Origin of the sequence: Erythrobacter sp. (genome assembly GCF_023653175.1) — a bacterium.
GTDB lineage: Bacteria > Pseudomonadota > Alphaproteobacteria > Sphingomonadales > Sphingomonadaceae > Erythrobacter.
This window is the reverse complement of the sequence record NZ_JAMNXL010000006.1, coordinates 34,564-53,144: the sequence shown is the minus strand read 5'-3', so window position 1 is coordinate 53,144 and position 18,581 is coordinate 34,564. Positions and strand designations below refer to the sequence as shown.

At 67.6% G+C, this 18,581-nt stretch carries 17 protein-coding genes and 1 tRNA gene; 8 read left to right on the top strand and 10 right to left on the bottom strand.

Annotated features, from left to right (window positions below; translation table 11 throughout):
- The 3 genes from NBV68_RS01710 to NBV68_RS01700 form a co-directional block, all read right to left on the bottom strand.
- Window positions 1-718 (bottom strand): phosphatidylserine decarboxylase (locus tag NBV68_RS01710; protein ID WP_296306685.1); only part of this gene is annotated, 718 nt, incomplete at its 3' end.
- Between the two features lie 51 nt (window positions 719-769).
- The gene (locus NBV68_RS01705) at window positions 770-1,909 is read right to left on the bottom strand and encodes a beta-ketoacyl-ACP synthase III (protein WP_296306684.1); all 1,140 of its coding nucleotides are present in this window, start codon (window positions 1,907-1,909) and stop codon (window positions 770-772) included.
- 104 nt (window positions 1,910-2,013) lie between these two features.
- Window positions 2,014-2,901, bottom strand: coding sequence for a LysR family transcriptional regulator (locus tag NBV68_RS01700; RefSeq protein WP_296306683.1), 888 nt, complete (start codon window positions 2,899-2,901; stop codon window positions 2,014-2,016).
- A gap of 129 nt (window positions 2,902-3,030) precedes the next feature.
- Here NBV68_RS01700 and NBV68_RS01695 point away from each other — a divergent pair, with 129 nt between their 5' ends.
- The 4 genes from NBV68_RS01695 to NBV68_RS01680 all read left to right on the top strand — a co-directional run bounded on the left by NBV68_RS01695 (window position 3,031) and on the right by NBV68_RS01680 (window position 8,077).
- Window positions 3,031-4,596 carry a proton-conducting transporter membrane subunit gene (locus NBV68_RS01695; RefSeq protein WP_296306681.1) on the top strand — a complete coding sequence of 522 codons (1,566 nt, stop codon included), beginning with the start codon at window positions 3,031-3,033 and terminating at the stop codon, window positions 4,594-4,596.
- Window positions 4,597-4,621: 25 nt separating this feature from the next.
- A complete protein-coding gene (locus NBV68_RS01690) occupies window positions 4,622-7,009 on the top strand; it encodes a DUF2309 domain-containing protein (protein WP_296306679.1) in 2,388 nt (795 codons plus the stop codon).
- Between the two features lie 93 nt (window positions 7,010-7,102).
- The gene (locus tag NBV68_RS01685; RefSeq protein ID WP_296306676.1) at window positions 7,103-7,600 is read left to right on the top strand and encodes a hypothetical protein; all 498 of its coding nucleotides are present in this window, start codon (window positions 7,103-7,105) and stop codon (window positions 7,598-7,600) included.
- 66 nt (window positions 7,601-7,666) lie between these two features.
- Window positions 7,667-8,077, top strand: coding sequence for a hypothetical protein (locus NBV68_RS01680; RefSeq protein ID WP_296306675.1), 411 nt, complete (start codon window positions 7,667-7,669; stop codon window positions 8,075-8,077).
- Window positions 8,078-8,682: 605 nt separating this feature from the next.
- Here the strand turns inward: NBV68_RS01680 and NBV68_RS01675 are convergent.
- Together NBV68_RS01675 and NBV68_RS01670 are read right to left on the bottom strand one after the other, a co-directional pair.
- Window positions 8,683-9,567 carry a hypothetical protein gene (locus NBV68_RS01675; protein ID WP_296306674.1) on the bottom strand — a complete coding sequence of 295 codons (885 nt, stop codon included), beginning with the start codon at window positions 9,565-9,567 and terminating at the stop codon, window positions 8,683-8,685.
- 87 nt (window positions 9,568-9,654) lie between these two features.
- Window positions 9,655-9,740 (bottom strand) — tRNA-Tyr (locus NBV68_RS01670).
- A gap of 178 nt (window positions 9,741-9,918) precedes the next feature.
- Between NBV68_RS01670 and rlmB the strand changes: the two genes are divergently transcribed.
- Together rlmB and NBV68_RS01660 are read left to right on the top strand one after the other, a co-directional pair.
- Window positions 9,919-10,710 (top strand): 23S rRNA (guanosine(2251)-2'-O)-methyltransferase RlmB, encoded by a 792-nt coding sequence (gene rlmB, locus NBV68_RS01665; RefSeq protein WP_296306673.1) that lies wholly within the window; start codon window positions 9,919-9,921, stop codon window positions 10,708-10,710.
- Between the two features lie 32 nt (window positions 10,711-10,742).
- Entirely contained in the window at window positions 10,743-11,654 is a 912-nt protein-coding gene (locus NBV68_RS01660) for a hypothetical protein (RefSeq protein WP_296306671.1), read from the top strand.
- Between the two features lie 85 nt (window positions 11,655-11,739).
- Here NBV68_RS01660 and NBV68_RS01655 read toward each other — a convergent pair whose 3' ends face one another.
- Window positions 11,740-12,012, bottom strand: coding sequence for an HU family DNA-binding protein (locus tag NBV68_RS01655; RefSeq protein ID WP_296306670.1), 273 nt, complete (start codon window positions 12,010-12,012; stop codon window positions 11,740-11,742).
- A gap of 412 nt (window positions 12,013-12,424) precedes the next feature.
- Entirely contained in the window at window positions 12,425-14,836 is a 2,412-nt protein-coding gene (gene lon / locus NBV68_RS01650) for an endopeptidase La (RefSeq protein WP_296306669.1), read from the bottom strand.
- A gap of 122 nt (window positions 14,837-14,958) precedes the next feature.
- Here lon and NBV68_RS01645 point away from each other — a divergent pair, with 122 nt between their 5' ends.
- Window positions 14,959-15,378 carry a hypothetical protein gene (locus NBV68_RS01645; protein ID WP_296306668.1) on the top strand — a complete coding sequence of 140 codons (420 nt, stop codon included), beginning with the start codon at window positions 14,959-14,961 and terminating at the stop codon, window positions 15,376-15,378.
- 109 nt (window positions 15,379-15,487) lie between these two features.
- A complete protein-coding gene (locus NBV68_RS01640; RefSeq protein WP_296306667.1) occupies window positions 15,488-15,907 on the top strand; it encodes a hypothetical protein in 420 nt (139 codons plus the stop codon).
- Here NBV68_RS01640 and NBV68_RS01635 read toward each other — a convergent pair.
- Genes NBV68_RS01635 through NBV68_RS01625 form a run of 3 tightly spaced genes read right to left on the bottom strand, consistent with a single transcriptional unit; the run spans window position 15,904 to window position 18,529 of the window.
- Window positions 15,904-16,377, bottom strand: a complete 474-nt coding sequence (locus NBV68_RS01635; protein WP_296306666.1) for a hypothetical protein — start codon at window positions 16,375-16,377, stop codon at window positions 15,904-15,906. The two genes, NBV68_RS01640 and NBV68_RS01635, sit on opposite strands and share 4 nt — an antisense overlap.
- 5 nt (window positions 16,378-16,382) lie before the next feature.
- The gene (locus tag NBV68_RS01630) at window positions 16,383-16,724 is read right to left on the bottom strand and encodes a YbaB/EbfC family nucleoid-associated protein (protein WP_296306665.1); all 342 of its coding nucleotides are present in this window, start codon (window positions 16,722-16,724) and stop codon (window positions 16,383-16,385) included.
- 14 nt (window positions 16,725-16,738) lie between these two features.
- Window positions 16,739-18,529 carry a DNA polymerase III subunit gamma/tau gene (locus NBV68_RS01625; protein WP_296306664.1) on the bottom strand — a complete coding sequence of 597 codons (1,791 nt, stop codon included), beginning with the start codon at window positions 18,527-18,529 and terminating at the stop codon, window positions 16,739-16,741.
- Between the last annotated feature and the right edge of the window lie 52 nt (window positions 18,530-18,581).

Below are 18,581 nucleotides of genomic sequence, written 5' to 3'. Positions count from 1 at the left end.
CGATCTCGGCAAGCACCGTCTCGCCCGCGACCACCGTCTGGCCGATCATGACCTTGGCGTCGGTCCCGGCGGGCAGGTACACGTCGACCCGGCTGCCGAAGCGGATCAGCCCCACCCGCTGGCCCTTGGCGAGGATGTCGCCGGGCTTGACGAAAGGCACGATCCGCCGCGCCACCAGCCCCGCGATCTGGGTGAAACCGACGCGCAAGCCGTCAGAGCGCTCGACCAGCAGGTGCTGGCGCTCATTCTCCTCGCCCGCCTTGTCGAGCTCGGCGTTCACGAAGCGGCCGGGGATGTAGACCACGCGGCGCACCGTGCCGCCCACGGGCGTGCGGTTGATGTGAACATCGAAGACGCTCATGAAGATCGACACTCGCGTCACCGGGCCCGCAGGCAGACCCGGATAGCCCGAACCATCGTCGATCTGGAGTTCGAGCGGGGGCTCGACCTCCCGGATGAGGCTCACGATCCCGTCGGCGGGCGAGAGGATCACGCTGTCGGCCTGCGGCACCACGCGCTCGGGATCGCGGAAGAAGGCGAAGATGCCCCCCGACAGCACCAGCAGCGGCCAGCCGATGATCTCCCAGCTGAGCACGAGCAGGAAGAACAGGCTCACAGCGACCGCGATCAGCCCGAACTTGCGTCCTTCGGGATGGATCGCGGGCCAGTCCCAGCCCGCCTCGCCGCGGCCCTTGTTGTCGAGGATTTCACCTGCCATGGCTCACGCTTCTAGGGAGAGCTTGCGCCCCCCGCAAGGCAAGTCGCCCCCTCAGCCAACCTTGCGCACGAACACGGTGCCGGCCGAATAGCCCGCACCGAACGAGCAGATCAGCCCGGTATCGCCCGCGCCAAGCTCCTCATTATGCATATGAAAAGCGATGATGGAACCGGCGCTCGAGGTGTTGCCGTAGGTGTCGAGCACGGTCGGGCTTTCGTCCCCTGTCGCTTCGTGGCCAAGCACGCGATGCGCGATCAGCCGGTTCATCCCCGCGTTGGCCTGATGCAGCCACAGTCGCCGCAAACCCGCCGGATCGATCCCGAGCCGCGCGGCCTCCTCGACGATCATCTGCGCGACCATCGGCACCACTTCCTTGAAAACCTTGCGCCCTTCCTGGACGAAGAGCTTGTCGGGCGCGCCCTCGCCCTCGGGCGCGGCGCGGTTCAGAAAGCCGAAATTGTTGCGGATGTTGTTCGAAAACACCGTCTTCAGCTTGGTGCCGAGGATTTCCCAGTGCTGCACGGGCGCGATGGCGGCGTCTTCCACCAGCACCGCGGTCGCCACGTCACCGAAGATGAAGTGGCTGTCCCGGTCGCGCCAGTTGAGGTGGCCCGAGGTGATTTCAGGGCTGACCACCAGCACGCTCCGCGCATTGCCCGCCCTCACGTAATCGGCCGCGGTCTGGATGCCGAAGGTTGCCGAGGAGCAGGCGACATTCATGTCGAAGCCGAAGCCCTCGATCCCCAGTGCCTGCTGGATCTCGATCGCCATCGCAGGGTAGGCGCGCTGCATGTTCGAGGCTGCGCACAGCACCGCATCGACATCCTCGGGCCGCCGTCCTGCGCGCTCCAGCGCCTGCTTGGCTGCAGCGACGCCGATTTCGGCCATCACCGAGATCTCGTCGTTCTCGCGCTCGGGCAGGCGCGGACACATGATTGCAGGGTCGAGGATCGGCGCCTTGCTCATCACGTGGCGCGCCTTGATCCCGCTCGCCTTCTCGATGAACTCCACCGTGGAATAGGCCAGAGGTTCGGCGTCCGGGTTCGCGGCATTGTGGCGGTCAACAAAGGCGTTGAAGCTTGCGACCAGCTCCTCGTTGGTGATGCTTTCGGGCGGAGTGAACAGACCGGTGGCGGAAATGACCGGGCGGCCGGTCATCGTGGCGTTGGGTGCGACGTGCGTTTCCTGCATGGAACTCTCTTGCATAGGGATGGCGGCATTAATCCGCAGCCTGCAATGCTGCAAGTCTTGCAAGTTAGATGTCGGTGGGTGGTCAGAGGGCCGCAGCGGACACGTCAGCCCCCCCCACCTGTCGTCCCGAGCACATCGCGCAGCAGCGGATTGGGGAAGGTGCGCGGGGTGGTGACGGCGTGGAACTCCTCGGTAAGGCCGGGCAGCTGGGCGAGCTCGTAGAGCGTGCCATTGGCCAGCTCGTCGCGCACCACGATCGGCGGGATCACCGCGACGCCCGCGTCCGAGCGCGCGAGCAGGCGCAGCATCGCCATGTCGTCGGCTTCGGCGGCGATGCGCGGAACGATGCCGAGTCCCTCGACCAGCGCGTCGAATCCGGCGCGCAGCGCGGTTTCGGGGGTGGGCAGGATCAGCGGCGCGCGCGACAGCAGCATCGGCAGGCCCTGGGCTGCCAGCGCCAGCCGCGTGCGGCTGCCGACGAGGCTGACCGGCTGCTCGGCCAGCCGCCGCACCAGATAGGGACTCGCCGCGTCGCGGGCGGGCACCTGGTTGGTGAGCAGCACGTCGATCCTGAGCGCTTCCAGCGCGCGCAGCAGGGAGGCCTGTGTGCCAGAGCGCAGCACCACCTCGACATCGTCGCGCCCCAGCAGCGGTGCCAGAAACCCCATCTGGAAGTTGCGCGAGAGCGTGGCGAGCGCGCCGATGCGGAGCACCTTCCTCTGCCCGCCCACCGCGCGGAAGGTGGCGGTGAGCTGTTCGGAAGCGCGGAAGATCTGCTCGGCATAGTCGAGCGCGATCCGCCCGGCCTCGGTCAGCACCAGATTGCGCCCGCGCCGTTCAAACAGATCGTGGCCGAGGTCGGTCTCGAGCGCCTTGATCTGGGTCGAGACCGCGCTTTGCGAGATGTTGAGCGCACGCGCGGCGGCGGTCAGCGTGCCCTCACGGGCGACGGCGCGGAACAGGCGCAGGTGGTGGAGATTGAGCGTGGCCATGGCTGCGAATCCGCATGAGCGTTCCATTGTATAGAACGATTGACGATAAAATATGAATTTTCTTTGATTTCGTCCAGCCCCTATCCGCTCGGCATCAGCAATCCTGCCCGCCGACGGAGTTTTCGCCAGATGCCAGACGCCATCACCCAGACCATGATCGCCCCGCTGGCGCTAGTGCCGGCCATCGTGCTGGCTCTGCTGCGTCCGGGCAAACGCCCCGGCAACCTCCCGGCCCTCGCCGAACTGGCAGCCTTTGCCGCATTCGGCGTGACGCTGGTCGGGCTTGCGCAGGCGATGCTGGGCACCCCTTCTGGAGCGGCGCTGTTTGACGCACCCTTCACCCTCGCCCTGCGCGCCGACCTCGTCGCGGCGAGCCTTGCCACGCTGGTCGGCTTCATCGGCTGGATCGTGATGCGCTACAGCCGCACTTACCTTGATGGCGAAGCGCGCGAGGGGGCATTTCACGGGCTGATGCTGACCGCGCTCGCCGCAGTGCTGGTGTTCGTCCAGGCGGGCACGCTCCCCACCCTGATCATCGCCACCATCTCCGTCGGGCTCGCGCTGAAGCGCCTGCTGCTTTTCTACCCCGACCGCCCGGAGGCCCAGCGCGCGGCGACCAAGTTTGCCGCCGTGTGGCACACCGGCGACATCATGCTAGTGATCGCGGCGGCGCTGCTCTTCGCGCGGTTCGGCACGCTCGACCTGACCGCCCTGCCCGCTGCCGCAAGCGTCGCCGGCGTCGGTCTGGCAGGAACGCTCGGTATCGCCGCGCTCGTCGCCGCCGCTGCCCTCAAGACCGCCGCCTTCCCCCTGCACGGCTGGCTAACCGAGGTGATGGAGGCCCCCACCCCTGTCTCCGCACTGCTCCATGCCGGGATCATCAATTCGGGCGGCGTGCTGCTGATCACCGCTGCGGGCCTCGTCCAGCAGAGCACCGGAGCGATGGCCGCGCTGGTCATGATCGGCGGCTTCACCGCGCTGTTCGGCGCGGCGGTGATGCTGACCCAGAGCGCGATCAAGACCGCGCTCGCCTGGTCGACGGTCTCGCAGATGGGCTTCATGCTGCTCCAGTGCGGTCTCGGCCTGTGGACGCTGGCGCTGCTGCACATCATTGCCCACTCGCTCTACAAGGCGCACGCCTTCCTCTCTTCGGGGACGGCGGTGACCGAAGTCGCGAGCATCCGCCGCCCCGGGCCGGTCGCGGTGCCAAGCGTGGCTGCGGTGCTCAAGAGCTTCGCGCTTGCGCTCGCCATCTTCGCTGCCATCGCCGCGAGTTTCACCTATGCCTTCGGCTCCAAGACCCCGCAGGCGCTGGCGCTGGGCGCGATCCTGATCTTCGGAGTGGCCTACCTCGTCGCGCAGGGCCTTGCCGACCGCGCGCCCGTGGCCCTGACCAAGCGCACCGCCGCCGCCGCGCTCGCTGCCGCGATCGGCTATTTCAGCTTCCAGACCCTCGCGCAGGGCATCTGGGGTCCGGTGCTGCCCGCCGCGCCGCGGCCGACGGATCTCGAATGGGCACTGCTGGTCGTCGCGGTCGCGAGCTTCGGCCTCGTCGCCTTTGCCCAGGCGCTGTTCCCGCTGTGGGCGCATCACCCCGCCGCTGCTGGCCTGCGCGTCCACCTCGCCAACGGCCTCTATCTCAACGCCCTGCTCGACCGTGCGATCGGCGGCTTCCGCACCGCAACGACCCGCTGACGAACGCATCAAAGGAGACAACGCCATGCTGATGAACCACGCCGACATCGCCCCGGCCCGCTTCTCGGCGGTGCTCGAAGCCGCAGAGGCCGCAGGCCGCATGGTACCCCCCGCCTTCCCGCTCGATGCGACCGTCGCGGTCAATCCCTTCCTCGGCCAGACGCACGAGGACCTTGCCACTGCCGCCGCGCGGCTGGCGCGGGTCGCCGGGGTGCGGGTCACGCAGACCGGCGCGGACTATTGCGAGGCGATCGTCAGCGGCGCGATCATCGAGAGCGACCTTGCCGAGGCGCTGGCTGCAAGCGCCTCGCCGCTCAAGCCCGCCGACACCGCGATGCTGCGCCACGCCGCCGCGCGGATCGGCGCCGGGCCGGCCCCGCGCGCCCTGCCGACCGTCGCCGACCTGGCAGCGCAGGCGACCGGCATCGACTGGCCCGCGCTCATCGACAAGTGCATCGGATTGTGGGCCGCGGGCCACTTCGATCGCGGACAGGCGCTGTGGTCCCCCGCCCCCGGCGCCGAGGCCTTCACCGCCTGGCGCGGCTGGGCGATGCATGACCTCACCCCCGAGATCGCGGGCCTCACCGGCTTCTGCGCCCATGTCGCCTGCGCCCCCGACACCACCGAGCGCGCGATCCTTTCGGCTGCCGAGACCCTCGGCATCACCGACGCCGCCGCGCCGACCGCCTTCCACCGGCTTGCGATGAGCCTCGGCGGCTGGGCGCAGCATGCGCGCTGGCTGCTGTGGCAGGCGGAGCTTGACGGCGGCACCGACCGCACCCTGATGGACCTGCTCGCGATCCGTCTGATCTGGGACGAGGCGCTGCTGGTCCAGACCCCCGCCATCGCGACAAGCTGGGCCGCGGTCGTTGCCGCCCATGCCGAGCAGGTCGCGCCCTCGCCCGAAGGCGTCGCGCTCGCGATCCTTCAGGACGCTGCCGACCGCGGCCACCAGCGCCGCCTTGCCGCTGCATTGGACGGCGCGGCTCCCAACGCTGCGGAGCGCCCCTTCCTGCAGGCCGCCTTCTGCATCGACGTGCGTTCCGAAGTGTTCCGCCGCGCGCTCGAAGCCATCGACCCTGCGATCGCCACGATCGGCTTTGCCGGCTTCTTCGGCCTGCCGCTGGCGCATCACGCCCATGGCTCGGACATCCTCGAGGCGCGCCTGCCGGTGCTGCTCAACCCGGCGATCGAGACCACCAGCGCTGGCGATCCGGCGAGGGATCAGGCCGACCGCATCGCGGCGCGCACCGCCCGCGCCTGGGGCCGGTTCCGGCAGGCGGCGGTCTCCTCCTTCGCCTTTGTCGAGGCGATGGGCCCCGTCTATGCGGTCAAGCTGGTCAAGTCCGCGCTGGGCTTCACCCCCAAGCCCGCGCCCGAGCCCGCCCCCGCAGTGATCGGCGGCATGAGCGCCGAGGCCAAGGCCGATACCGGTGCGGCGGTGCTCAAGGCGATGAGCCTGACGCGCGGCCACGGCGCAATCGTCCTGCTGCTCGGCCATGGCGGCTATGTCACCAACAACCCGCACGAAAGCGCCTATCACTGCGGCGCCTGCGGGGGCTACACCGGCGAGGTTTCGGCCCGTCTGCTGGCAATCCTGCTCAACGATCCCGAGACCCGCGCAGGGCTTGCCGCACGCGGGGTCGAGGTGCCTGAGGACACGCTGTTCGTGGCGGGCCTGCACGACACCACGACCGACGCGATCACCCTCTACGACGATGGCCTGCCCGCCGCCCGCGCCAGCGATCTGGCGAAGGTCCGCGGCTGGCTGGCGCAGGCCGCCAAGGTCGCCCGCGCCGAGCGCGCGCTGCGCATCCCCGGCGCTTCGGCCACGAGCATCCCCGCCCGGGCGCAGAACTGGGCCGAGATCCGCCCCGAATGGGGCCTTGCCGGTTGTGCCGCCTTCATCGCCGCGCCGCGCGAAGCCACGGCGGGCCGCGACCTCGGCGGCCGCGCCTTCCTGCACTCCTACGACTGGCAGGCGGACGAGGGCTTCGGCACGCTCGAACTGATCATCACCGCGCCGGTGGTGGTCGCCAGCTGGATCAGCCTCCAATATTACGGCTCGAGCGTCGCACCCGCAATGTTCGGCGGCGGCAACAAGCTCATTCACAATGTCGTCGGCGGGATCGGGGTGGTCGAGGGCAATGGCGGAGCCTTGCGCGCAGGGCTCCCCTGGCAGGCGGTCCACGACGGCGAGGGCCTGCAGCACGAACCGCTGCGCCTCAGCGTGATGATCGAGGCGCCGCGCGAGGAGATACTGAAGGTTCTCGAGAAGCACACCGCGGTGCGCGCATTGTTCGACAATGGCTGGCTGCACCTGTTCGCGCTCGAGGGCGGCAAGGTCGCCGCCCGCTATCTGCCGGGCCTCCGGTGGAGCGATACCGACTCGGGAATTGCCGTGGCCGCATAAGGCAGAGGTAAATTTCCCGGCGCGGGAATTTGTGACGGTGTCGATCCGTTCGGACAGGCAGGAACCCAACTGCCGTGAATGGATGACTGGCCGATGTCCGCACACCTTGCCGATCCCTCGACCCGTGTCGATCGGGTGAGCGCTGCAAATAGCCTGCGCGCGCAACTGAACTGCGGCGGGCAGCCGATTGGCGAAACAGCGCGCGGCGAGCAGTCGGCGGCGGCCAAGGCCGAGGCACTATCCTCGCTGGACGCGCTGCCCTGGTTCGAGCCGTCCGGGCCCGGCCCGGGTGCGCTGCGCGCGGCTCGCGTACCGGCTGCTCGGGAGCGGATCGGGCTGATGCGCCATGCCGGCCTCGCCGCAGCGCTCGCGGTGCTGGGCGGCGGCGCGTGGTATGCGGCGGGAAACACCGCAGCGCCGCCTGCCCCCGCAGCGCAGCAGGCGCTTGCCTCACAGGACAACACCGCTGCGCCCCCTGCAAGGATCGCGGCGACCGATACCGCTGCGCCGACCGGCCAGAGCACCGCACTCGGCACGCCGCCCGCCGCGCCGCTGCAGAACCTGGTCGCCGAACCGGCCCGCTCCGGCTGAGAGGCAGCGGCTGTAAAGGTCAAGCCGGTCGCAGCCGCTCCAGCCACCGCCCGGACGCTGCCTCCGGTGACCCGCACCGCGTCGGCCCCTGCCGCAGGACAGGCCGCCGCCCTCCCGGCCACGAGCATCGTCGCCCCGCCCCCGCCGCCCATTGCCGACAGCCCGGCGACGACCGCAACACTTAAGCAATACCGCGCGGCAATGGACGATTGCCGGGATGCCATCCGCGCCATGATCCGTCTGGGTGACCGCCAGCGGCCCGGCCGCGATGCCTCGCCCGCGGAACTGGCCAGCTATCGCCTGAGGCAGCAGAATGCCGAGGCGGCGAAGACCTACCGCACCTATCTCGAGACGCTGGCACGCTCGGTACGCGGCACGAATTCGGAGAGCCTGACCCGCCAATCGCTGGAGCGGGCGCGCCAGACGCGCGGCTATCTCGACACCATGCTCGCGGACTCGAAAGCCTCGCTGCGCTGACTGCGGGCAACGGTAAAGGGTGTGGTGGACAGGGCTGGACTCAGCCAAGACACCATCTAACATACTGACTTTGCGTGATTTAATTCCGCGTTGTTTCGCGCCTTCCGTACCTGATTTCCGTACCCCGTGCAATGTTCGATTGCAAAGGCGGGATTCGAACCATTGTTCGATCTAGCGGTACGGCATTTATCCCTCCCTATAGCACGATGACCGCCCGCGCCGGGGCTGGAGCATCCCAAAGGTTGCCCTATTGCACAGAGACCGCGCCAGCCGGGGGAACCCCAAAAGGTGACCTATAGCACCGAAGTCCCAACGCCCTCCCCGCGCCCTACCCTAGGTCTCTCAAAACGGCCCTCCCCGCCCACGCATTTCTGCGGGTTTGCGGGCTGCTTAGCGTCCCGTGTCGACAGGACAGGTAGGGTAGGTAGGGGGGATGCCCAAACGGGACGCTAAGGGGGGTTCCCAAAAGGCCCCCTATAGCAGGGGGATCACCAACCTCTTCCTATAGCACCCGGATCACCAACCACCGCCTATAGCACGATGACCGCCCCAGCCGCGCTGGGGATCACAAAGGGCGCGCTATAGCACCTGAGACCGGGAGCGGATCACCAAGGTCTTCCTATAGACGGGATGAGGCCTTGCGCCACCGCATCCGCCAGAATGATCTTGATAGCGGGAAGGTAGCTGTCCTGCACCGTCTTGACCGCCAGAGGCTTGGCGATGAGCGCCTTGACCCAGCCGTTCACATCCGCCGCCGTCACCCGTGTAGCGTCGTCATGCCCGATATGGGCCACGAAGCTATTCACATGGGGCCTCCACTTGGCGACCGTGCGAGGGGAGGATGCGCCAGAGGCGGCGTAGTCTTCGAACAGCTGCTTGAGCGAGACTGCCGCCTTCGGCTTCACTGAGGCGACCTCAAGGGCTGGCAACGTGTCGGCCAGCGGGTCTGGCCCATAGTCGCCTTCGGCCCGCCGCTCCATGAGGGCGCAGAGCGACACCCAGAGGTCGCCCATCTCCTGCAACAGGGCATCGCCCGAGGACGGCGTGAGCGCCAGCCCCTTGGCCCGCAACAGGGCATCCCGTTCTTCGATCAGCCAGCCCGTGGGCCTCACGCGCCCCGCTTCACGCTCCTCTGGGTCTTCCGGTTCGACCTCCAGCGCGGCGAACCACCACCCCGCCGGATCGCCCGGGTCATCCTCATGCTGGGCAACCTTGGCCCTGTACCATTCGCCAGCGATAGCGCGGGCCTGCCGCTTCGAAAGGGTGACGGGGGTCTGCCCTGCCATCGCCCGCAAGGCCGCGATGCGCTCTTCGACGGGGATAAGCCATGCGGCCAACTCGGCTTTCGCCTGCCCCGCCGTGAGTTCGGCTGGCCAACTCTTTTTCTCTTCCCGCTTCCCGTAGGCTGCCCGAACGTCCGCCGGTATCTCCTTGCGGGCTGTCCAAAGGCCTGTCTTGCTGCGCTTCAATCCGACCATCGCAAACGCCATTCCGTACCAACCTTCCGTACCAAGTGGGGGAAGAAGATCAACGGAAAGTCAGTGAGTTATTGAGGGATAAGGCCTCAGGAGGGGGTGTGGTGGACAGGGCTGGATTCGAACCAGCGTACGCTTGCGCGGGCAGATTTACAGTCTGCTGCCTTTAACCACTCGGCCACCTGTCCACACAGTCCCCTGCGATGAGGGGGGCATCTCGAAGCGCGAAGAAACGCTGAAATTGCGCGAGTCCCCGGGGGGGGGCCCGCTGCCGAGAGGCGCCCCTTTGGCGAAGCGGTGCTTGCCTGTCAATGCCCCTGCTGGCAGGGGGCGCGCTTCAATGCCTGTGAGGCGCTAGGAACGAGCATGAGCAAAGGTGAGAAGAAGCGCGCGCTGCGCGGCCGTGCGGGGCGGATGAAGGGCGGACGCGGCTCGGGCCGGGCGTCGAGCGGACAGGTACGCCTGTGGGGCCGCCACGCTGTCGAGGCGGCGTTGAAGAATCCGGAGCGCCAGCACCGCAAGCTATGGGCCACGCCCGAAGGGCTCGAAAGCCTCGACGGCGAATTGCCCGCCGATTTCCCGATCGAGCACGCCCAGGCCGCAGACCTCGCGCGGCTGGTGGCCAAGGACGCGCCGCATCAGGGTCTGGTGCTGGAATGTGCCCCGCTCGAGGACGTGTTCCTCGATGAAGTCGCGCTCGGCGCGGCGGAGCGACCGATCGTGGTGCTCGACCAGGTCACCGATCCGCACAATGTCGGCGCGATCCTGCGCTCGGCGGCGGCCTTCGGCGCGGCGGCGATCGTCACCCAGGACCGCCACGCCCCGCCCGAAGGCGGCGTGCTCGCCAAGGCAGCATCGGGCGCATTGGAGACCGTGCCCTGGGTGCGCGTCGTCAACCTCGCCCGCGCGCTCGAGGAACTCGCCGAGGCGGGTTACTGGCGCATCGGGCTGGCGGGCGAGGCCGAGGCGGTGCTCGCCGACATCCTCCCGACCGGCCCGGTCGCGATCGTGCTCGGCGCGGAAGGCGAAGGCCTCAGGCAGAACATCGCCGCGCATTGCGACGTGCTGGCAAAGCTGCCGATCTCCTCGGCGATCGAGAGCCTCAACGTCTCCAACGCCGGTGCGATTGCGCTTTATGCGGTGGCCTCGCGCGGGTAGAAGCCAGGGTGAGAGGGGGAAATACCATGACAATGTTTTCGCAAATCCGCCCGCGCACCGCCGTGCTGCGGGCCGCCGCGCTGCTGACCGGCTTCGCGCTGGCGCTCAGCGGCTGCTTCATGACGCCGGGCAAATTCATCTCCGAGCTAGCAATCACCGGACCGGACAGCTTCACCTTCACCTATGAAGGCGAGATCTTCTTCCTAGGCCTTTCCAAGCTCGCGCAGATGGAGGCGGGCAAGGAGGAGTTCACGCCCACCGAATGCTTCGACGAGGAAACCTACGAGAACCGCGATTGCACCGAAGATGAGCTCGCCGCCCAGCGTTCCGAATGGGAAGCGGGCGCGGCCGAGCGGGCTGAGCGGGAAACGAAGCAGGCGAAACAGATGGCGGCGCTGATGGGCGGGATCGACCCGTCCGACCCCAAGGCCGCCGACGAGCTGGTCAAGATCCTCCAGCGCCAGAAGGGCTGGGAGCGCGTGGTTCACAAGGGTGACGGGGTGTTCGACGTCAGCTACCGCATCACCGGCACGATGGGGCATGATTTCATGTTCCCGCTGATCGAGGGCTTCCCCACCACCAACCCCTTCGTCCAGGCATACTTGCGCAAGGGCGGTCAGGTGCGGATCAATGCGCCGGGTTTTGCCGCGCAGAGCACCGAGAGCGGCGGGCTCGGCACGGTGCTGGGCGCCGGCTCCTTCGCGGGGCTCGCGGCGATGGGCGCGGCCGAGGAAGCGCGCGAAGCGGGCAAGGATCCGGGCGCGATCCCGGGCGTGCCCCAGATCGAGGGCACCTTCACCGTCCGCGCAGCCCCCGGCATGCGCATCCTTGCCAACAATACCGACGAAGGCCCGGTCGCCCAAGCCGCAGGCGAGGCGCTTGTGTGGCAGATCAATCCGCGCACCGCGCAGGCCCCGACCGCGCTGATCGCCGCCGGGAACTGAGGACACGCATCTGCCAAAGAAAAACCCCGCCAGCGGACTCGCCGGCGGGGTTTTTTTATGCCCCTGTCGTAGTCGGCGCGCGGTCCTAGTTGACCGCGTCCTTCAAGCCCTTGCCCGCCTTGAACTTGGGCTGGTTGGAGGCCTTGATCTTCATCGGCTCGCCGGTGCGCGGGTTGCGCCCCGTCGAAGCCTTGCGCTTGGCGACCGAGAAGGTGCCGAAGCCGACCAGCCGCACCTCGTCGCCGCCCGCCAACGCCTTGGTGATCGCGTCGAAGACGCTCTCGACCGCACTCGATGCGTCGTTCTTCGAAAGACCGCTCGCGTTGGCAACTTCGCTGATCAGGTCGTTCTTGTTCATATGGGAACCCCCTCGCTTCAGAATTTTGTTTTCGATGAATCGCCTTTGTCGAAAGCCGGCAAATTGAGACCTTTTTGCCAACGCTGTCAAAGCCTATCGGCTCCAGGCCCGGGCGCGCGCAAAAAGGCAGGGAACTTCCCGCGCCTAACCTCGGTTGGACGCAAGATTCAGTCCCGTTTGCCGACTGACGGAAAAAAGCGACCCTGCCGCGAATCACGGCAAGTGGCGGCCTTCTAGAGCCTGTCCGGGTCAGGTGAAAGCATTTGCACCGAGCCGATTTTGGCCCTGCGCGAGGAGCGCGAACGCATCCATGCCGGAGCATAGTGACCGCCGAGGGCTTTGACTCGCTGAGGGGCGATAGGCTCGAAGCGGCCCACCCCTGCGGGGTCGCGGCAGGAAGACCGCTGGCGGATCAGTGCGCGGTTGGCACTTCAGACGCTCCCGACGGCCCCGAAGTGGAGGGGGCGACGCCCGGCTGGCTGGCAAGATCGTCGGCCTCGGTCCACTCGATCGGTGCCACCGGCTCGACCAGCGCGCGGGCGAGCACCTCGTCGACATGGCTGACCGCGATGATCTCCAGGCCTTCGCGCGCATTGGCGGGGATTTCGGCGAGGTCCTTGACGTTCTCCTCGGGGATGAGGACGGTCTTGATCCCGCCGCGCAGCGCCGCGAGCAGCTTTTCCTTGAGGCCCCCGATCGCCAGCACGCGTCCGCGCAAAGTTACTTCGCCGGTCATCGCCACATCTGGGCGCACCGCAATGCCTGTGAGCGTCGAGACGATCGAGGTGACCATCCCGATCCCGGCGCTCGGCCCGTCCTTGGGCACCGCGCCCTCGGGCAGGTGGATGTGGACGTTCTTGCGGTTGAACACGCTGGGCTTGATACCGTAGGCGGGCGCGCGCGCCTTGACGAAGCTGAAGGCCGCCGCGACGCTCTCGTTCATCACCTGGCCGAGCTTGCCGGTGGTCTTGACCTCGCCCTTGCCCGGCGTGGTGACGCTTTCGATGGTGAGCAGTTCGCCGCCCACCGAGGTCCACGCCAGCCCGGTCACCGCGCCGACCTGTGCTTCTTCCTCCGAAACGCCGTGCTTGAAGCGCCGCACGCCCGAGAAGTCGCCGAGGTTTTCGGGCGTGATGGTGACGCTTCCGGTCTTGCCTTCGAGGATCTGGCGCAGACTCTTGCGCGCCAGCTTGGCAATCTCGCGCTCGAGCGTGCGCACGCCGGCCTCGCGGGTGTAGTAGCGGATCAGGTCGCGCAGGGCCTCTTCCTGAAGGGTGAATTCGCCCTTCTTGAGCCCGTGCGCCTTGACCTGCTTTTCGACCAGATGCCGCTCGGCGATGGCGACCTTTTCGTCCTCGGTATAGCCTTCGAGGCGGATGATCTCCATCCGGTCGAGCAGCGGCTGCGGCAGGTTGAGGCTGTTGGCGGTGCACACGAACATGATGTCGCTGAGGTCGAGATCGAGTTCGAGGTAGTGATCCTGGAACTTGGCGTTCTGCTCGGGGTCAAGCACCTCCAGCAGCGCCGAAGCGGGATCGCCGCGGAAATCCTGCCCGAGCTTGTCGATCTCGTCGAGCAGGAACAGCGGGTTGGACGTGCCGGCCTTCCTCAGGTTGGCGACGATCTTGCCCGGCATCGAGCCGATGTAGGTGCGCCGGTGGCCGCGGATCTCGGCTTCGTCGCGCACGCCGCCCAAGGACTGGCGCACGAACTCGCGGCCGCAAGCCTTGGCGATCGACTTGCCGAGGCTGGTCTTGCCGACGCCCGGCGGGCCGACGAGACACAGGATCGGGCCCTTGAGCTTGTTGGTGCGCGCCTGCACCGCGAGATACTCGACGATCCGGTCCTTGACCTTCTCGAGTGCATAGTGATCGGCATCGAGCACGGCCTGCGCACGCGCGATGTCCTTCTTCAGCTTCGATTTCTTGCCCCATGGCAGGCCGAGCAGCACGTCGAGATAGTTGCGGATGACTGTCGCCTCGGCGCTCATCGGCTGCATCGCGCGCAGCTTCTTCAGCTCGGCCTGGGCCTTGGCCCTGGCTTCCTTGGAAAGCTTGGTCTTCTCGATCTTCTCGGTGAGCTCGGCAATCTCGTTGCCCTCGCCCTCGTCTCCGCCGCCGAGCTCCGACTGGATCGCCTTCAATTGCTCGTTGAGGTAATATTCGCGCTGGGTCTTCTCCATCTGGCGCTTAACGCGCCCGCGGATACGGCGTTCGACCTGCAGCACCGACAGCTCGCCTTCCATGAAGGCCATGACGAGTTCGAGCCGCTTCAGGGGATTGCCCTCGGTCAGCAGCGATTGCTTGTCGGACACCTTGGCGCTGATCGCCGCGGCGATGGTGTCGGCGAGCTGGCCGGCATCATCGACCTCGGTCAGGTCCACACCCGCATCCTCGCCCATCTTCTTGTTCAGCTTCACATATTCGCCGAACTGCTCGGTCACCTGGCGCATCAGCGCGGTGACCTCGCTGCCCGAGACCGTCTCGGGCGCGATGCTCTCGACCTCGGCAAGGAGGTGCGTGCCGAGATCCTCCAGCGCGCTGAGCCGCGCACGGCTCTTGCCCTCGACCAGCACGCGCACCGTGCCGTCGGGCAGCTTCAGGAGCTGGAGCACCTGAGCGATCACGCCCACATCATAGAGATCATCGCCCTCCGGATCGTCGCAGCCCGGATCGAGCTGGGCGAGCAGAACAATGTCTTTCGACGCCTCCATCGCCGCCTCAAGCGCCGCCACCGACTTGTCGCGCCCGACGAACAGGGGCACGACCATGCCGGGGAAGACGACGATATCGCGCAGGGGGAGGAGGGGATAGGTATGGGTCATGACGGAGATATGGGAAGCGGGCGGGCCCATCGCAATGGGGCACGCGGGCTAGGTTGTGGACATGAATGACCGACAATTAAGACTTTGGGCTTAGGCTCGCCTGCATCGCACAGGAGGCAGAGATGAAAGCGATGTTCTGGGTCATGGGCGGCTGGGTGTTGCTCACGCTTGCGCGGTTGATCGAAGCTATCGGCGACCGGGGAGCGACCTCAAGCGAGCGTCTGCCGATCTACTTTCTCGGTATTGGAGTTCTGCTCGGCGCTGCGTTCTGCTTCATCAAGGCGGGCCGGGTTGTGTGGGACACCTTCACGGGCAGAAACCGGGGCGGCGGATCAGGCGGAAACGGCCCAGAGGGAGGTGCGCGGCCCGCCCGCCGTCTGACCGACGCCCTGCCCGCCGACGGCTCCGACAGTTTCGATGCCGATGCAGCCTTCGCCCGCTACATGGAGCGGCGCGGCGACAGCGGGCCGCAAGCTCCTCGCGCGTCGGACCAGAGCGTGCCGCCGCCGCAACCGCGCGGGTTCGGACGCAAGGGCGCCTGACCTTCGCTCCGATAGCGTCGCGCCCTCGAATGCAGCGAAAGGCAGATCCCCACGCGGCGTTAACCCTCACCGGCTATTCCGGGATCCGTGCGAACCGGAGCGACGCGCGATGAAGACCGTGATCTGGATTGCCTGCGGCCTCGGCCTCAACATTGCCGCCGTCGCGCTGCACGGCGGAGGCGCGTCCCAGGCGATCATGGACACAGGGCTGGCCGGCACCCTCCCCAAGCTGCTGATGGTGGCGGCAGGCAACATCTGCATCTGGCGCGGTCTGCGCAGCGCACTGGCCGACCTGTGGGGCGTGGCAACGGGCAAGACCTATCGCAAGCCCCAAGGCGGCAGCCGTTTTGCCGAGGATGCCGAGCCGCTGTCGGACTTCGACGCCGACGCAGCCTTCGAACGCTACATGCAGCACCGCAAGGCGCGGGAGGAGGCGGAGCCTGAACCGCCGGCCGCATCCTCACCCAGCAAGCCCGTCCCCGCCCGCGCGCCTGCCGCGCAGGGAGGCTTCGGACGAAAGGTCGTCTAGAGGCAAGCGCCCCATTGGGGCGGGCCGGGCCGGGCAAGCATCGTCTCGGTTGTCGCTCGCAGATCGGCCATGTCCGCGCTGGCAAAACCGCGATACATCTCGGTCGCCTCGGTATTCGCGCAGAGCTTTTCGGTGGGCGTGTCGGCCTCGCCCATCTGACGGCGGAAGCCCTCAAGCTGCTGCGGTGTCCAGCCGCGCGCCACGAACATCGCGCCAAGCTGCGCAGTGGCCTGATCGAGCTCAACGGCAAGCGCGGGGTTCTCTCCCGGATGGCAGCGGGTGCCGACCTGGCGGATGGACTCCACGATCGCCGCCCAGCACACCGGGCCCATCCTTGTCTCCTGAAGAGCTTGGATGACAGCGCCGGACGGAGGCTGCGCCGCCCCCTGGTCCTGCGCGCGGCCTGCAGAACCAATGGCGGCAACCGAGAGCAGCATTCCGGTCACCAGCATCGCGCCGCGTGCCGCCACTGGCCTCACCCCAGCCCGGGCAGGTTGAACCCCGGCGGCAGGCCCATCTGTGACTGCATGGCCTTCATCTCCTGTTCCGACACCCGATCCGCCCGGTCGCGCGCGTCGTTGAAGGCGGCGGCGACGAGATCCTCGAGGATCTGCTTGTCGTCGGCGTTCATCAGGCTGTCGTCGATCGCGACGCCGAGGATGCGGCCCTTGGCGCTGGCGCGGACCTTGACGAGGCCCCTGCCCGCCGTGCCCTCGACCTCGATCGAGTCGAGCTTCACCTGCATCTCGTTCATCTGCTTCTGGATGGTCTCGGCGGCTTGCTGCGCGGCTGCCATCATCTCTTCCATCGACTTCATCGGGGGATACTCCATCAATTCCAGGGGGGGCTACCGCCAGCGGCGGCGCGGGGTTCCGAACCGATCAGCTCGGCATCGGGGAAGGCTTCGAAGGCGGCTCTGACCAGCGGATCGGAGCGGATGCGCGCGTCCTCGGCAGCGGCGGCGGCCTCGGCGGCTTCGCGCAAGCTGGGCTGCGGGGTTCCGGTGCCACGCTCGATCTGCCAGCGCTTGCCCGTGAGCTTGAACAGCGCCTCGCGGATCTCGGGCGCAGGGTCATCGGGGAAATTGTCGGCTTGCTCATAAACGAGGCGTTCGGGGCCGAGTTCGATCACCCGCACCCGGTCGCGCATCATCTGGGCGATGCGCAGCTGGCCCGAGGCGTCGATCTCGTCGACCAGTGCGGCCCAGGTCTGATTGGGGCCCTGGTTGGACGAATTGGCGACGGGCGCGGGCGCCGGAGCGGCACCGGCAGGCGCGGGCGCGGCAGCGAGGCCGCTCGCCGCCAACTCTTCGATTCGCCGTGCGAGCTTGCCCGGATCGGGCATTTGCGCGGCGTGGAGGATGCGCAGCAGCGCCATCTGCAGCGAAACCAGCGGATCGGGCCCGGTGCGCACCTCGTCATGGCCCTTGAGGAGCAATTGCCACAACCGGTGCAATTCCGCCGGCCCGAGCCGCGCGGCGAAATCGGCGAGCGCGGCGCGCTCGTCCTCGGACGGGCCATCGGGCGCAGTCCCCGAGACCTGCGCGAGGGTGACGCGGTGGACGAGGTCCATCAGCGCACGCATCAGCGCGAGCGGCTCGACGCCCAATGCATATTGTTCGTCAACCGCCGCCAGCAAAGCCTTGGCATCGCCCGACAAAACATGTCCGAGCAGCCGGCGCTGCGCGCTCTTGTCGGCAAGCCCCAACATGTCGCGCACGCGGGCGGCGGTGACCTTGCCCTCGCCGTCGAGGTCGGCATGGGCAATGGCCTGGTCGAGGATCGAGAGCCCGTCGCGCACCGATCCTTCGGCAGCGTTGGCGATGATCGAGAGCGCCTCGGTATCCGCCTCGACGCCTTCGAGGCCGCAGACCCGCGCAAAATGTTCGGCCAGCATCGGCGCAGGGATACGGCGCAGGTCGAAGCGCTGGGTCCGGCTCAGCACCGTGACCGGCAGCTTGTCGACCTCGGTGGTGGCGAACAGGAACTTCACATGCGGCGGCGGTTCCTCAAGTGTCTTGAGCAAAGCGTTGAAAGCATTGCGCGACAGCATATGGACTTCGTCGATGATATAGATCTTGTAGCGCGCCGAGACGGCCGCATAGCGCACCTGCTCGATGATCTCGCGCACGTCGTCGACGCCGGTATTGGAGGCCGCGTCCATCTCGATCACGTCGATATGGCGGCCCTCGGCGATCGCGGTGCATGGCTCGCAGACGCCGCAGGGGTCGATCGTCGGCCCTCCCTGCCCGTCGGGGCCGACGCAGTTCAGCGCCTTGGCGATGAGCCGCGCGGTCGAGGTCTTGCCGACCCCCCTCACCCCGGTCATCAGGAAGGCATGGGCCAGCCGGTCGCGGGCGATGGCATTGGCAAGTGTGCGCACCATCGCCTCCTGCCCGATCAGCTCGGAGAAGGTCTGCGGGCGATACTTGCGGGCGAGCACGCGATACGGCTTGGAAGCAGCCTGAGCGGGCGCTGGCGGCGGTGCGACGGGCGCGGCCACCGGGGCGAGTGCAGGCTCAGGCAGGGGATCGCCGAAAAGCGCATTCTGCCCCGCCGCCTCGAGCTCGGCAGCGGTCGGCCCGGTGTCTTCCTCGGGGAGTTCGGGATCGGAATCGCTCATTGGACCAAGCTAGGCGCTCGGACGCGGTTTGTCATGCAAGGCATGGCGGCGA